Source organism: Acinetobacter sp. FDAARGOS_494 (assembly GCF_003812225.1).
In the GTDB taxonomy this organism is placed as follows: Bacteria; Pseudomonadota; Gammaproteobacteria; order Pseudomonadales; family Moraxellaceae; genus Acinetobacter; species Acinetobacter baumannii.
Map to the genome: position 1 here is coordinate 2,208,678 of NZ_CP033866.1, position 14,178 is coordinate 2,222,855.

Below are 14,178 nucleotides of genomic sequence, written 5' to 3' on the forward strand. Positions count from 1 at the left end.
AATACAGACAAAAATTTATACGCGCGCGAGGCGCAGCATCAGGAGTTCGAGATGATGTCTTGCTTGAGTAGGCTGGGCAAACAAGTAATTCGTTTTCATCTATAGACCATGAAATAGTAAGTTTGGTGGTTTGCAAATATGCTTATTGTTTAGATATACCACATCTAAACGATGATTACACGTTGTGCAAAAGTCTTATAGAGATTTTAATTTCAGTGTTTAGAAAATAATTTTCTAATTTTCCATTGTTTTATGTTTTGTTGAAAATAATTTTCATTATTTTGCCTTATTGAGGTAAAAATAATTAATTAGCTCAAATAAGGCAAAAATAAATAGTGTTACAGTTCAGCCCATTTACGCATGAGATTATGGTAAAGGTTAGTCAGTTTAATTACTTCACTATGATTATCACCCAGTTGCATTCTTAGGTTTTGTACCGTTTGATCTAAGTTAAAAAGCATATGTCGCTCGGCGTCATCACGAACCATACTTTGCACCCAGAAAAAAGAAGCAATACGGCAGCCAGAAGTAATTGCAGTCACTTCATGTAAGCTGGTGGATGGATATAAAATCATATCTCCTGCTGGGAGTTTCACTTCGTGATAACCATAAGTGTCTTCTACGACCAGATCACCACCTTCATATTCTTCAGGTTCGCTTAAAAATAAAGTGCATGACAAATCAGTTCTAAGCCGTTCATTTGTACCACGTATGCGTCGGATAGAATTATCTACATGGAAACCAAAAGACTCCTGATTCTCATAACGATTAAAAAGAGGAGGGATGATATCAAGTGGAATTGCAGCAGATAAAAATAAAGGGTGTGTGCCTAGTGCCTCAAGAATAATATTGCTGAGATGGTGAGTAAGAGGGTGATCTTCAGGTAGCTGCTGATTGCGTTTTACAGTTGCAGAGAGTGTACCAGCGGTTACTTTGCCATTGACCCATTCAATTTTATCCATTTCATTACGAAAATATTGGACCTGCTCTTTACTCAAGACATTGGGAATATGATGGATCACGGTGATACCTGCGAGTAATAATAGTAGAAAATTAAAATAGCCTCTAACAAGAGAGGCTATTTTATATTATAAACCATAAAAATATTATGGGATTCTAGGTTAACTTAGTATTTAAAGTTAACTGCTAGAACTGCACTACGGCCTTCTGCTTCTGTTGCATAGTGAGAAGCGTAAGCTTTAGTGAAATAGCGCTTATCAGATAGGTTGTTGATATTTAATTGAAGATCAACATTTTTATTTACGTTGTAACGTGCCATCGCATCGTAACGTACGTAAGATGGAACCCATTTAGTATTTGCTACATCACCATATACTTTGTCAGAGTAAACAGCGCCAGCGCCTACCGTCAATTGTGGAAGTACTCTATAGGTAGTCCATAACGTAGCAGCTTGCTTAGGTACGTTTGGCATTTGGTTGCCATTATAAATGGATTGGTCAGTACATTTTCCGCTACGGCAAGATTTACCATTTTTGGTTAGTTCACTGTCTAAATAAGTATAGCCAGCTGAAATGTTCCATTTATCAGTAATTTCACCATTTAAGCCTAATTCAAAACCATCAACTTTACTTTCACCTACATTTGCATAAGTAGTTGGGTCGATTTGTACACGTGTATTTTGTTTTTCAGTACGGAAAATAGCAGCTGTTAAATTTAGGTGGTTATCTAGGAAATCCCATTTCGTACCGATTTCAAATGTTTGTGCCTCTTCGGGATCAATCATTTGATTATTGGCATTAATTGTTTCGCTATTATCCCCCCAACCTGCATTTAAGCCGACTGGACTAGCTGAGGTTGCATAGCTTGTATAAATTGAGCCATTCTCTGTTGGTTTAAATGTAATGCCCGCTTGATAGGTCACGAAATCTGAATCATTTTTTGCTGTATAGGCCGCTGCACTAGAAGTGGCTAAGAAGTTTTGTTCAGCTTCAAACTTATCCCAACGTAGGCCAAGATCTAATAACCATTTTGGTGTGATCTCAATATTGTCGAGTAAGTAGACAGAAGTACTTTCTACAGTTGCATCAAAGTCTGGGCGTGCTTGTAAACGGTCAACAAATGGCTTTTGAGTTGGACCATTGAGCGAAGTACACCAATTTGTTGATAAGTCTGAACAATCGCTATAGAAGCCAGTACTAGAAACATTACCTTTGGCATCAATAATGTTATAGCCGCCTTTATCAGTTTTTTGTTTGCTGTACTCTGCTCCTACATTAAATCTGTGCTTTAAGAAGCCAGTATCAAATTTACCTGTAAGTGCTAATTGATCGGTAAATGTCTCACTATCTGTAATAGCTGAGTTCAAACGATGCCAAACAAGACCTTTGCCAACATTACCTTTTGAGTCATCTGGGTTTGTCCAGACATAATCATTTTTTGATTTGGCATACATGGCCGTATTAGTAATAGTTATATTGTCGGTAAGGTCGTGTTCTAATTTAATTGTACCGATGTGATTTTCTTGCTTTTGAAAATCTCGATCTTTCCAGCCGTAATATGTACCTTGTTTGACTTCAGCCGGTTTACCTTGAGCTTTTCCAAGAGATGAATCCCAATAAGGAATACCTGAATCAGGTTTATCATCAGTTTGTAAATAATAGTAGCTCAAAGTTGCACGTGTCGGTGTATCTAAGCCAAAAGTAATACTTGGTGCAATACCAACACGTTTATATTCAGCCCCATTACTTTGGACAGCCTTTTCATTTTGATGTCCCAAAACAGCTACACGTGCTGCAATGCCATTTCCAAAGTCTTTATTACCATCTAAAGTGATACGTTGGTAGTTATCAGTACCAGCGGCTACTGAGCCTTCTAGAAAATCACCCTTTTTAGCTACCTTGGAAATCATATTGATGCTGCCACCAACTGAACCTGCACCACCCATTGCTGATGCAGAACCTTTGGTTACCTCTACTTGCTCGACCGCAAACATTTCACGGTTTTGTGAGGTAGAGTTGCGGATACCATCAATATACATAGAGCTTTCTGAACTATAACCACGGATGAAAGGTCGATCACCATTCGGATTACCGCCTTCACCTGCACCTAAAGTAATGCCAGGAACAGTACGCAATGCATCTGCTAAAGTTGTTACTTTGGTATCTTCTATAAGTTGTTTTGAGATAACTGATACTGATTTAGGAGTATCTAGAAGGGGAGCAACAAATTTAGAGTTTGCTGATTGATCAACCTTTAAAGATTCTTCTTGAGTCGCTTTAGTATGGATAGTTGGTAATTGCGAAACTGCTTCTTGCGCCATCGCAGTTGTTGCTATCATCGAGAGCGATGAGGCGATTGCAGAGGAAACAATTTTTTTACGTGTTCTAATCAATGACATGACTTTCAGGACTTAAATATAAACGTTATGCGAATAATAATAATTCTTATTTATATGTACAGTTTGTGTTAATTGGATTTGCCGATAGAATTGTGAAGGAAATGTGAAAGTTTTAATCACTTTTAGTTACAAAATGGCTCTAATTGATTGATTAAACTTAACTGTTTGCAAAAACGATAACTTTATTAAAATTAATTGTAATTTTAGATTTGTAAAGAATAGTTAAAAAATTACTTTTGCTTAACGTTGCATTAAAAAAAATTAAAAAATCATAAAATTACTGTGAAATTTCCTAAAAATACGTCCTTCAATTTTATGATCTGATCGGTTAATTTTGTATATCTTAAAAGTTGTCATATAATACAGCACTTTTTTAAAAACTGTTCCTACTAACTAATTTTTATCGAGGAAGCCATGCAAGTAACGACTGAAGCGGTTTCGGGCGTTGCCCGTCGTTTAAATGTTTCTGTACCGACGAGCCGTATTAACGAGCAATTTGAAGCTCGTTTGAAGCGCACTGCCAAAACTGTGAAGATCAACGGCTTCCGTCCGGGCAAAGTACCTGCAAACGTTGTTCGCCGCGAATACGGTGCAAGTATTTATCAAGAAGTTGTGAATGACATCATTCGTGACAGCGTATTTGAAGCAATTCAACAAGAAAAAATCAATGCGGTAGGTATGCCGAACATTGAGAAAGTTGAACATAAAGAAGATGCTTTAGTTTTTGAAGCAACTGTAGAAGTTTATCCTGAAGTTGAAGTAAAAGCATTTGACGGTTTGGAAGTTGAGCGTAAAACAGCTGAAATTAAAGACGCTGACGTTGACACCATGATCGAAAACTTGCAAAAGCAACGTCAAACTTGGGCTGTAACCAAGGGTATGGCGAAAAAAGACATGCAAGTGACTTTTGACTTCGAAGGTTCTATCGACGGTGAGAAGTTCGAAGGCGGTTCTGCTGAAGACTTTAAACTTGTGTTAGGTTCAGGCCGTATGATTCCTGGCTTCGAAGACGGCATCATTGGCATGAAAGCTGGTGAAGAGAAAGTTATTGATGTAACTTTCCCTGAAGATTACCAAGCTGAAAACTTAGCGGGTAAAGCAGCTCAGTTCAAAATCACTGTGAAGCAAGTTGAAAAGCCTAAACTTCCAGAGATTGATGCTGAATTCTTAAAAATCTTCGGTGTTTCTGAAGAAGAAGGCATTGAAAAATTAAAAGCTGACGTTCGTAAAAACATGGAACGTGAAGTTCGCAATGGTTTACGTAACCAAGTTAAACAAGCTGCATTTGATGCTCTTGTTGCTGCTAACGAAATTGAAGTTCCAGCTGCAATGGTTGCTCAAGAAATTGACCGTCAACGTCAACAAATGGTTCAACAGTTCACTCAACAATTTGGTGGTGCAGGCGCGCAATCTTTTGACAAGAGCATGCTTCCTGACGAATTGTTCAAAGAACAAGCAGAACGCTCTGTTAAGCTTGGCGTATTGGTAAGCAAAGTATTAGCTGATGCTAAACTTGAAGTTGACCAAGCACGTGTTGATGCTTACATCGACGACATGGCTTCTTCTTATGAAGATCCAACTGAAGTGATTGAATACTTCAAAAATGATGCTCAACAACGCGCTCAAATTGAAGCTGTTGTGTTAGAAGATCAAGTTGTTGATCACATTTTAGCTTCTGCTAAAGTGACTGATAAAGCAGTATCTTATGAAGATTTATTGAAAGAACAACAAGCTCGCCGTATGGGCTAATCTTTTGAGAAGTCAGGAAAAGGCGCTTTAGGCGCCTTTTTCATTTTTAGGTATATGGTTAATTTGAGTACGTCTTAAGTACTTAGGTATAAATAATATAATATTTCAGTGCGAACCTTTTGCAATTTGAGAAATTATCCCGCATATTGTTGCCATAGGTTAAGTCACAAAAAATTTAGGAATAAATAACGTATGTATGTTCCAACAATTGAAAATGCTTTAGTTCCTGTTGTGGTTGAACAATCTTCTCGCGGCGAACGTTCTTTTGATATTTATTCACGACTTTTACGTGAGCGCGTCATTTTTCTAACTGGTGAAGTTGAAGACAACATGGCAAATTTGATTGTTGCCCAAATGTTGTTCTTGGAAGCTGAAAACCCAGATAAAGATATCCATCTTTATATTAACTCGCCAGGCGGTTCGGTCACTGCTGGTATGGCGATTTATGACACGATGCAATTTATTAAACCTGATGTAGTGACATACTGTATGGGGCAGGCTGCATCTATGGGCGCATTCTTATTAAATGCTGGTGCTAAAGGTAAACGCTATTGCCTTGAAAATGCACGTGTAATGATTCACCAACCATTAGGTGGATTCCGTGGTCAAGCATCAGATATTGAAATTCATGCTCGTGAAATTCTATTTATTAAAGAGCGCTTGAACCGTTTGATGGCAGAACACAGTGGTCAAGACTATGACACGATTGCTCGTGATACCGATCGTGATAACTTTATGACTGCACAAGCAGCAAAAGAATATGGCTTGGTCGATCAGGTATTAAGTAAGCGTCCATAAGGGAAAATATTAAGTGGCTTGAGTTGTTGGAAAGCGCCTCCATATAGTCATTTAACCCTATCGCTTGCCCTCATATTTAAGATTCTATTTGTGGAGAGAATATGTCCGAACATCCTCAAGGACAAAAACATTGTTCATTTTGCGGTAAAACGCAGTCTGAAGTCGGGAAACTGATTGCGGGCGAGGACGCATATATTTGTAATGAGTGTGTAGATGTCTGCTTAGACCTTGTACAAACCAGCCAACAGGTTGAAGCAGGTGACTGGGCAAGCAAGGCATTGCCAAAACCACATGAAATACGTGCTGCGCTTGATCAATATGTGATTGGTCAGGATCTTGCCAAAAAGACATTATCTGTTGCCGTTTATAACCATTATAAGCGTTTAAAAGTCGGGCAATCTGGTCATGTGTCTAAAGATGTGGAAATTGCTAAAAGTAACATTCTACTGATTGGGCCTACCGGTTCAGGTAAAACATTACTTGCTCAAACATTGGCTCGTTTATTAGATGTGCCGTTTGCAATGGCAGATGCGACTACTTTGACGGAAGCGGGTTATGTTGGCGAAGACGTTGAAAATATCGTACAAAAACTTTTGCAAAAAGCAGATTACGATGTAGAAAAAGCTCAAAAGGGTATTATCTACATTGATGAAATCGACAAAATTACACGTAAATCTGAAAATCCGTCGATTACTCGTGACGTGTCTGGTGAAGGTGTACAACAAGCTTTGCTTAAGATGATTGAAGGTACTGTAGCCTCAATTCCACCACAAGGTGGACGTAAGCATCCACAGCAAGAGTTCATTCAAATTGATACCTCAAATATCCTATTTATTTGTGGTGGTGCATTTGCTGGACTGGAAAAAATTGTACAACAGCGTCAAGAGAAAGGCGGAATTGGCTTTACGGCTGATGTTAAAAACAAAGATGAAACCAAAAAACTTGCTGAATTATTCCGTCAAGTTGAGCCAACTGATTTAGTTAAATTTGGTTTAATTCCAGAATTCATTGGCCGTTTACCAGTGATTGCAACGCTTGAAGAGCTTGATGAAGAAGCGTTAATGCAAATTTTGACTGAACCGAAAAATGCATTAACTCGTCAGTATCAATACCTGTTCAATATGGAAAATGTTGACCTCGTATTTGAAGATTCAGCTTTACGTGCAGTGGCTAAGCGTGCGCTTGAGCGTAATACCGGAGCTCGTGGCCTACGCTCGATTTTGGAAAATGTTCTACTTGAAACGATGTATGACTTGCCAAGCCGTACAGATGTAGGAACAGTTTTCATTAATGAAGCAGTTATTAATGGTGAAGCTGAACCTGTCTACAAGTCAGAACGTCAGCCTAAAGAAGCAGTAACACATGAAAGTGTTGCTAAGGCAGATTTAAAAGTAATTGATTCGAAGTCTGCTTAGATTTCATTCATCTAAAAAGCATGAATTGCCTCGGTGATTCATGCTTTTTTTGTTTTCAATTCATGTAGGTGGTGTTAATCTAAAAAAACAAAATACGCATAGTTTTGCGATATAGAAAAATCAAAAGAAAACGCTTTGAGGGATGTCATGCGTTATTTAATTATTGCTTTAAGTTGTGCCACATTACTTGCAGGTTGCCAAAGTTCATCACACTTAGAAAAGAATTCAGGTGAACTGACTGCCACTTTACCTAAAGTTGATGTTGATAAAGAACCCGGTTTATTGGATCAATATCGTTTAGGGGGCTTCACTGTAGGGGGATGGGTAAATCAAAAGTTAGGTCAGACATTTGCGCCAGTTAAACCCCAAAATGAGCAGGCAGCAGTTGTCTATCTTTACCGTCCAGACACGAAATGGAATCGTCAAGAAATTGCAGCCATCAATTTATTTGTAAATGGCAAACGAATTCCAAGTTTATTGCATAACCATTATTACTGGATTGAACTGCCAGCAGGAACCTACCGTATTTCAGCGAGCCGCCCTTTGTTGGGGATCCATTTTCAAGAACCTAAATATATCGATATTACGGTAGATGCAGGCGCATCTTATTATTTGAAGTATGATGAAGAAAATAAAATGGACCGTAGTGAGCACACGGGTCCATTTATGTTAATGCAAGATAATATTGGTCGTAGAGAAATTGCATTTACCGAGCTTAAATCTTCTAGCTATAATTTTGTTGCTGAAGATGCTTCAGGAAAAATACGTCATAAGCCCCAAGAATTAAAACCTGCTAAATATAATGAAAAGTCAGATGTACATCTGATAAAACCATTTAAATTGTGGAACCCCTTAACGTGGTAACAATTTGAGGTCGATAAAGAAAAGTTAAGACTTTTCTTTATCTTTCATTAAGGGTGCAATAATTTTTAGCATTTCTTCTTGCATATGATCTCGTGCTTTAGGGTCATTAAAAGTTTGCTGTCCCAATTCCATCATATATTCTGAAATTTGCCCCATAATCTGTACGTTTTTACGGGTAATTGATTGGCCTTCTGGGGTTTTCAAAAACTTTAAATTTGCTTGGATTTCTTCTTCGGTATAAGTTTTTAAATAAATATCTTGTAAGGCTTGAGTCGTTTTAGGGCTACTAATCAGCTGGTTACTCGAATCTTTTAAAAGTAAGCCTAACTTTTTCGCTGCCTCTTTTTCTTTCGGGCCTAAAGTTTTGATGCCCGTAATATTGCTAATGATCTGTTCAGCCTGTTGATCATAGTAAGGCGTTAACTCATTGATTGATTCTTTCAATAGATAATCAATTTGGCTCATTTGCATGAGTTCTTTCACTGAACTTAACTTGGCAGGAGAAGCAAATAAGCTTGTAGTAATACAGCTTAGACAGAGACTGATTGAAAGATTTTTAAGAATAGGGCGAATAGTCATGAAATGACCTATATGCAGTGTAGGGCGGGTGGGTGTATTCATTAATAGCACAGATTGGCGAACCAATTGTTACAATTCTTTTCAATTTCAAAAAAATATTAAAAGGCATAAAAAAAGCACCGAATCCGGTGCTTTTCTTGATTAGCCAGCTGCGGCATCGATTACTGGAATTTTACCAATTTTCGCTTGCCAGATTTTTGGAGCTACTGCGTGAATTGATGTACCGTTTACATCAACTGCAACAGATACAGGCATATCTTCCACTACAAATTTGTAGATTGCTTCCATACCCAAGTCTGCAAATGCAACCACTTCAGCTTCGCGAACAGCTTTAGATACGAGGTAAGCTGCACCGCCCACCGCCATAAGGTAAGTTGCTTTGTTGTCCTTGATTGCTTCAATTGCTGTAGGACCACGATCAGCTTTACCGATCATACCGAATAGGCCAGTATGCTCGAGTACTTTACGTGTGAATTTATCCATACGTGTTGCAGTTGTAGGACCGGCAGGACCAACCACTTCATCACGTACCGGATCAACAGGACCAACGTAGTAAATAAATTTACCTTTAAGATCAACCGGTAATTCTTCACCGTTGTCGATCATTTCAACCATACGTTTATGCGCAGCATCACGACCTGTGTACATTGTGCCGCTAAGAAGTAATGTGTCGCCCGGTTTCCAAGAATCCATTTCTTCTTGAGTAATGGTATCAAGGTTTACACGTTTAGATTGTGAAGCATCCCAAGTTACAGATGGGTAGTCTTCAAGTTTTGGTGCTTGAATATGAGCTACACCTGAACCATCAAGCTGGAAGTGAGCGTGACGAGTCGCAGCGCAGTTAGGAATCATACCTACTGGTTTGCCAGCAGCGTGACATGGGTAGTCTTTGATTTTAATGTCAAGAACAGTGGTTAAACCGCCAAGACCTTGTGCACCAATACCAAGAGCGTTTACTTTTTCAAAGATTTCGATACGAAGTTCTTCGATTTTGTTCTCTGGTCCACGGCGAAGTAATTCGTCCATGTTGATTTCTTCCATGAGTGCTTCTTTCGCAAGCATCATGGCTTTTTCAGCAGTACCACCAATACCGATACCGAGCATACCAGGAGGACACCAGCCTGCACCCATAGTTGGAACGGTTTTAAGAACCCAGTCAACAATCGAGTCAGATGGGTTAAGCATCGCAAGTTTAGATTTGTTTTCTGAACCGCCACCTTTAGCAGCAACTGTAATATCTACTTTGTTACCTGGTACGAGTTTGTAGTGAATAACGGCAGGGGTGTTATCTTTTGTATTTTTACGACCAAATGCAGGGTCAGCAAGAACAGATGCACGAAGAACGTTGCTGTTTTCAAGGTAACCTTGGCGAACACCTTCATTTACTGCATCGTCTAAGCTCATTGTTAAATCAAATTTAACATCTAAGCCCACTTCAAGGAAAACGTTAACAATACCAGTATCTTGGCAAATTGGACGATGACCTTCCGCACACATGCGAGAGTTAATTAAAATCTGTGCAATTGCATCCTTTGCAGCTTTGTTTTCTTCGCGATCATAAGCACGGCTCATCGCTTGGATAAAGTCTTGCGGGTGATAGTACGAAATAAACTGTAGGGCGTCCTTGATTGATGTAATCAAGTCATCTTGTTTGATAATCGTTGTCATACCAAAAAATCTCTTGAGCGGGCTGTTAGCTAGCGGGCTAAATTATATGACAAAAAGACAATCTTGTGGGGGATTGGTTGATCTTTTGACCGAAAGTCGAATAACACAAAGGCTAAGTTATTTAAAATTAAGAACAACCTAGAATCAGGCTTATTCTTTAAAAAATTAAAAAAGCCATTTGAGCGGATATCAAATGGCGAGAGGTAGAAAAGATTAAATGATATTAATTATTTGGCAGCAGCTTGCTGCTCGGCCTGAATGGCTGTTAATGCAATAGTAAAGACGATGTCATCTACTAAAGCACCACGAGACAAGTCATTGACTGGCTTATTTAGGCCTTGCAGCATTGGCCCAACGCTAACTACATTTGCTGCACGTTGTACTGCTTTATAGGTTGTGTTGCCTGTATTTAAGTCAGGGAAAATAAACACATTGGCACGGCCAGCAACGCGTGAGTCTGGCGCCTTTTGGCGTCCTACACTTTCAACTGAAGCCGCATCGTATTGTAGTGGACCGTCAATCAGTAAATCAGGGCGACGTTGCTGTGCAATTTGAGTCGCTTGCTGTACTTTCTCAACATCAGCACCCGTTCCAGATGTACCAGTTGAGTAGCTGATCATGGCAATACGTGGGTCAATTCCAAACGCTTTTGCAGAGTCAGCAGACTGAATCGCAATTTCGGCAAGCTGTTCGGCTGTAGGATCCGGGTTAATTGCACAGTCACCGTAGACATAGACTTCATCCGGTAAAAGCATAAAGAAAATGGATGAAACCAGTGAGTATGCTGGAGCGGTTTTAATCAATTGGAAAGCTGGACGCACTGTATTGGCGGTTGTATGAACTGCCCCCGAAACTAATCCATCCACATGATCTAGAGCTAGCATCATGGTGCCGAGAACTACAGTATCTTGTAATTGCTCTTTAGCTTGTAGGTCGTTGAGTTTGCCTTTGCGGAGTTCAACCATTGGTGCAATATATTGGTCACGGATCTGATCTGGATCAATAATTTCTAACCCAGCCGGTAACTCGATACCACGTGCTTTTGCTACGTCATGTACAGCTTCTGGTTTTGCTAACAAAATACAATGCGCAATACCACGAGCCTGACATATAGTAGCAGCTTCAATAGTGCGTGGCTCATCACCTTCTGGAAGGACAATCCGTTTTTTAGCTGCAATTGATTTTTGCACCAGTTCATGACGGAATGCAGAAGGGGAAAGACGTGGTATAGCACCGTTATTACTATGCTGTTTAAGCCATTCGACATCTATGTGACTTGAAACAAATCGGGTCACTTGTTCGGCACGTTCAGTGTCATCGGTTGGAATTTCATTACCAAAATCGGATAGGCGCTGCGCAGTTTCTAGTGTATTTAAATGGGTATGTAAAATTGGCAACCCTTGTTTAATTGCACTTTGGCAAAACTCTAAAAGCTTGGGAGCAGGAGCTTCACGCTCAGTCAACACCAAGCCTGCCAGTGGAATGCCATTACTGGTGGCGAGACTACTTGCCAGTAATACATCGGTACGTTCAGAAGCGCTAATAATCAGTTCGCCAGCAATGAATTTATTCAGTTCATATTCAATGCTTGAGGCAATTAAACTTGAGTGCAAAATACGACGTGTTTTTGCTTCGCCTTGATTTATCCATTGGCCATCAATCACGCTCGCGATATCCAATGTTCTAGGTACACTTAAGGTATTACTAAACGGAACTAGACCAATAATTGGTAAATCGCTTGATCCAAAGTAGCGGTTATATTTTTGCAATTCTGCCGTAAATTTTGCGATGTCTTCGGTTGGACGTAACGACGGGTCAAATGCGACAGGTATTTGAGCTGTCTCTTCAGATAACCCGCGTGTACGCATAAAGAGTACGCCCGCTGTTCGGTTAGAGGTTGCACCACCAAACTGCCGTAAGTGAGCTTCAACTTTCTCTGCTGTTTTACGTGGGTTTTGAATATCTGCTGTACTGACTAAAACCACTTCAGCATCAAGCGCTTGTGCAAGGCTTGCATTAAGTTCACTGGCAAAATGGTCTTGCCCATTTGGTAATAAGCCTTCAACAATAATCACATTATTATCTGCTGCGATACTGCGATGAAGACTTACTGCTTCTTCAAGTAACTCATCGACTTCACCAGCCGCAATGCGTTGGGTTAGTTTTTCATGAGAAATGGATTGGACAGTTTTGCTTTGAAATAAATGACCAAATAAAGATGTAGTTCGGTCTAAATTTTCTTGATCTACCTGAGAGAACGGTTTTAAAAAGCCTGCTTTAATCCCATTACAATCAAGTGCATAAATCATACCTAAGCAGGCAGAGGTTAAACCAACCCCTTCACCTGTAGGAATTAATAAAATTGTATTCATATAAACCTATAAATAAATGAATAGCGTTTTTTGACTTCTGTAATTAAGCAAGGCTAACTTCAGGAGATGTATTTTGTGAAACTTCTACAACCTGACGAGTTTCTTTGGCAATACGGCCTTCTTCATCGGTTGGAATCACCCAGATTTGTGGACCTGTGCCGCTATCAATACGGCCTTCTGTACCACGTTTTAAATTGTTGTTCTGGTCTTTATCGAGCTGTAAACCGAAATGAGGTAAATAAGCTAGAGTTTTTTCACGTATATAAGCTGAGTTCTCACCAATACCGCCTGTAAAGATCAAGCCATCAATACTTGGTAAACCACAACTTAGGGCAGCAAGTGATTTTGCAAGGCGATAGCTAAATACTTCAATCGCAAGGCAAGCATCTTCATTGCCATTTTCAGCAGCTTCAATCACTGTACGCATATCGTTAGAGAGTTGTGATAAGCCAAGTAATCCACTTTCGTTATTTAAAACTTTATCGATTTTTGCTAAGTCCCAGCCAAGATTTTTAGCAAGGAAGCTGTGTAAGCTTGGATCGACATCACCACTACGTGTTCCCATTACAACACCTTCAAGTGGAGTAAGGCCCATAGAAGTATCAACACTTTGTCCATTCCACACTGCACAAGTCGAGCTACCATTGCCCAAGTGTGCTGTTAACCAACCGCCTTTTTGGAATTTTCCTGCCAGTTCACTGCCGCGGTCAGACACATAAGCATGGCTTGTACCGTGGAAACCATAGCGACGAACATTATGTTCTGTATATAAAAACTTAGGGATTGCATAACGGTATGCATGTGCAGGCATAGTTTGATGAAATGCGGTGTCAAATACGGCAACTTGAGGTAATTCAGGGAATAGGCGCATCGTTGCTTCAATCCCGATTAAGTGAGCAGGATTATGAAGCGGTGCAAGCGGAGTGGCTGCACGAATACGTTCTACAATTTCAGGGGTGAGTAGTTCAGCTTTGGTAAGGCTTCCACCATGTACGACACGATGACCGATTGCTTGAGGTTTATAGTTTGCAAGACGTGCAAGTAAAGTTTCTAAAGCTTTGGCGTGGTCAGCATAAGGAATTGAAAGCTCTAGCGGTTCTCCACCGACGGTAATCCCTTTAATACGAGCATCAGCTGCCCCTAAGTTTTCTGCTAAACCGTAAATACGATCTTCACGACGCTCTGAAACCAGTGCGTATTTAATAGATGAAGAACCGCAATTAATAACTAATACTGATGTAGCCACGTTGAAATACCCAAGTCCTGATATAAAAATAGTTTTCCTAACTTCCTGATCAAAAGGCATTAATTGTGTGATGCATTAAGAGCAGGTTGTGATGTTTTAACATGTGTTGTTTTTCTGTCCAAGATAGAC

At 39.7% G+C, this 14,178-nt stretch carries 10 protein-coding genes; 4 read left to right on the plus strand and 6 right to left on the minus strand.

Going from position 1 to position 14,178, the window contains the following annotated elements; all coding sequences use genetic code 11:
• Nucleotides 1–338: 338 nt before the first annotated feature.
• Nucleotides 339–1,022, minus strand: a complete 684-nt coding sequence (locus tag EG365_RS10695; RefSeq protein ID WP_001984475.1) for a Fe2+-dependent dioxygenase — start codon at nt 1,020–1,022, stop codon at nt 339–341.
• 104 nt (nt 1,023–1,126) lie between these two features.
• Nucleotides 1,127–3,358, minus strand: coding sequence for a TonB-dependent receptor (locus EG365_RS10700; protein WP_000052887.1), 2,232 nt, complete (start codon nt 3,356–3,358; stop codon nt 1,127–1,129).
• A 414-nt stretch (nt 3,359–3,772) separates the two neighbouring features.
• On the opposite strand from EG365_RS10700, the gene tig reads away from it, so the two are divergent.
• The 4 genes from tig to EG365_RS10720 all read left to right on the plus strand — a co-directional run bounded on the left by tig (nt 3,773) and on the right by EG365_RS10720 (nt 8,184).
• Complete coding sequence (gene tig, locus EG365_RS10705; protein WP_001198432.1) at nt 3,773–5,107, plus strand: trigger factor; 1,335 nt, start codon at nt 3,773–3,775, stop codon at nt 5,105–5,107.
• 192 nt (nt 5,108–5,299) lie between these two features.
• The gene (clpP, locus tag EG365_RS10710) at nt 5,300–5,905 is read left to right on the plus strand and encodes an ATP-dependent Clp endopeptidase proteolytic subunit ClpP (protein ID WP_000289452.1); all 606 of its coding nucleotides are present in this window, start codon (nt 5,300–5,302) and stop codon (nt 5,903–5,905) included.
• A 101-nt stretch (nt 5,906–6,006) separates the two neighbouring features.
• A complete protein-coding gene (clpX, locus tag EG365_RS10715) occupies nt 6,007–7,320 on the plus strand; it encodes an ATP-dependent Clp protease ATP-binding subunit ClpX (RefSeq protein ID WP_001289250.1) in 1,314 nt (437 codons plus the stop codon).
• A 147-nt stretch (nt 7,321–7,467) separates the two neighbouring features.
• A complete protein-coding gene (locus EG365_RS10720) occupies nt 7,468–8,184 on the plus strand; it encodes a DUF2846 domain-containing protein (protein ID WP_001269745.1) in 717 nt (238 codons plus the stop codon).
• Between the two features lie 24 nt (nt 8,185–8,208).
• On the opposite strand, the gene EG365_RS10725 is transcribed toward EG365_RS10720, so the two are convergent.
• The 4 genes from EG365_RS10725 to EG365_RS10740 form a co-directional block, all read right to left on the minus strand.
• A complete protein-coding gene (locus EG365_RS10725) occupies nt 8,209–8,763 on the minus strand; it encodes a DUF2059 domain-containing protein (RefSeq protein WP_000155519.1) in 555 nt (184 codons plus the stop codon).
• Nucleotides 8,764–8,904: 141 nt separating this feature from the next.
• Complete coding sequence (locus EG365_RS10730; protein ID WP_000207467.1) at nt 8,905–10,431, minus strand: fumarate hydratase; 1,527 nt, start codon at nt 10,429–10,431, stop codon at nt 8,905–8,907.
• 227 nt (nt 10,432–10,658) lie between these two features.
• On the minus strand, nt 10,659–12,803 hold the full coding sequence (pta, locus tag EG365_RS10735) for a phosphate acetyltransferase (RefSeq protein WP_001092288.1): 2,145 nt from the start codon (nt 12,801–12,803) through the stop codon (nt 10,659–10,661).
• 43 nt (nt 12,804–12,846) lie between these two features.
• Nucleotides 12,847–14,049 carry an acetate/propionate family kinase gene (locus EG365_RS10740; protein WP_000236000.1) on the minus strand — a complete coding sequence of 401 codons (1,203 nt, stop codon included), beginning with the start codon at nt 14,047–14,049 and terminating at the stop codon, nt 12,847–12,849.
• Nucleotides 14,050–14,178: the final 129 nt, after the last annotated feature.

What these genes read in the sequence shown, in the direction of transcription:
- EG365_RS10700 (WP_000052887.1), bottom strand. Translation starts at nt 3,358, where the DNA reads ATGTCATTGATTAGAACACGTAAAAAAATTGTTTCCTCTGCAATCGCC.
- tig (WP_001198432.1), top strand. Translation starts at nt 3,773, where the DNA reads ATGCAAGTAACGACTGAAGCGGTTTCGGGCGTTGCCCGTCGTTTAAAT.
- clpP (WP_000289452.1), top strand. Translation starts at nt 5,300, where the DNA reads ATGTATGTTCCAACAATTGAAAATGCTTTAGTTCCTGTTGTGGTTGAA.
- clpX (WP_001289250.1), top strand. Translation starts at nt 6,007, where the DNA reads ATGTCCGAACATCCTCAAGGACAAAAACATTGTTCATTTTGCGGTAAA.
- EG365_RS10720 (WP_001269745.1), top strand. Translation starts at nt 7,468, where the DNA reads ATGCGTTATTTAATTATTGCTTTAAGTTGTGCCACATTACTTGCAGGT.
- EG365_RS10725 (WP_000155519.1), bottom strand. Translation starts at nt 8,763, where the DNA reads ATGACTATTCGCCCTATTCTTAAAAATCTTTCAATCAGTCTCTGTCTA.
- EG365_RS10730 (WP_000207467.1), bottom strand. Translation starts at nt 10,431, where the DNA reads ATGACAACGATTATCAAACAAGATGACTTGATTACATCAATCAAGGAC.
- pta (WP_001092288.1), bottom strand. Translation starts at nt 12,803, where the DNA reads ATGAATACAATTTTATTAATTCCTACAGGTGAAGGGGTTGGTTTAACC.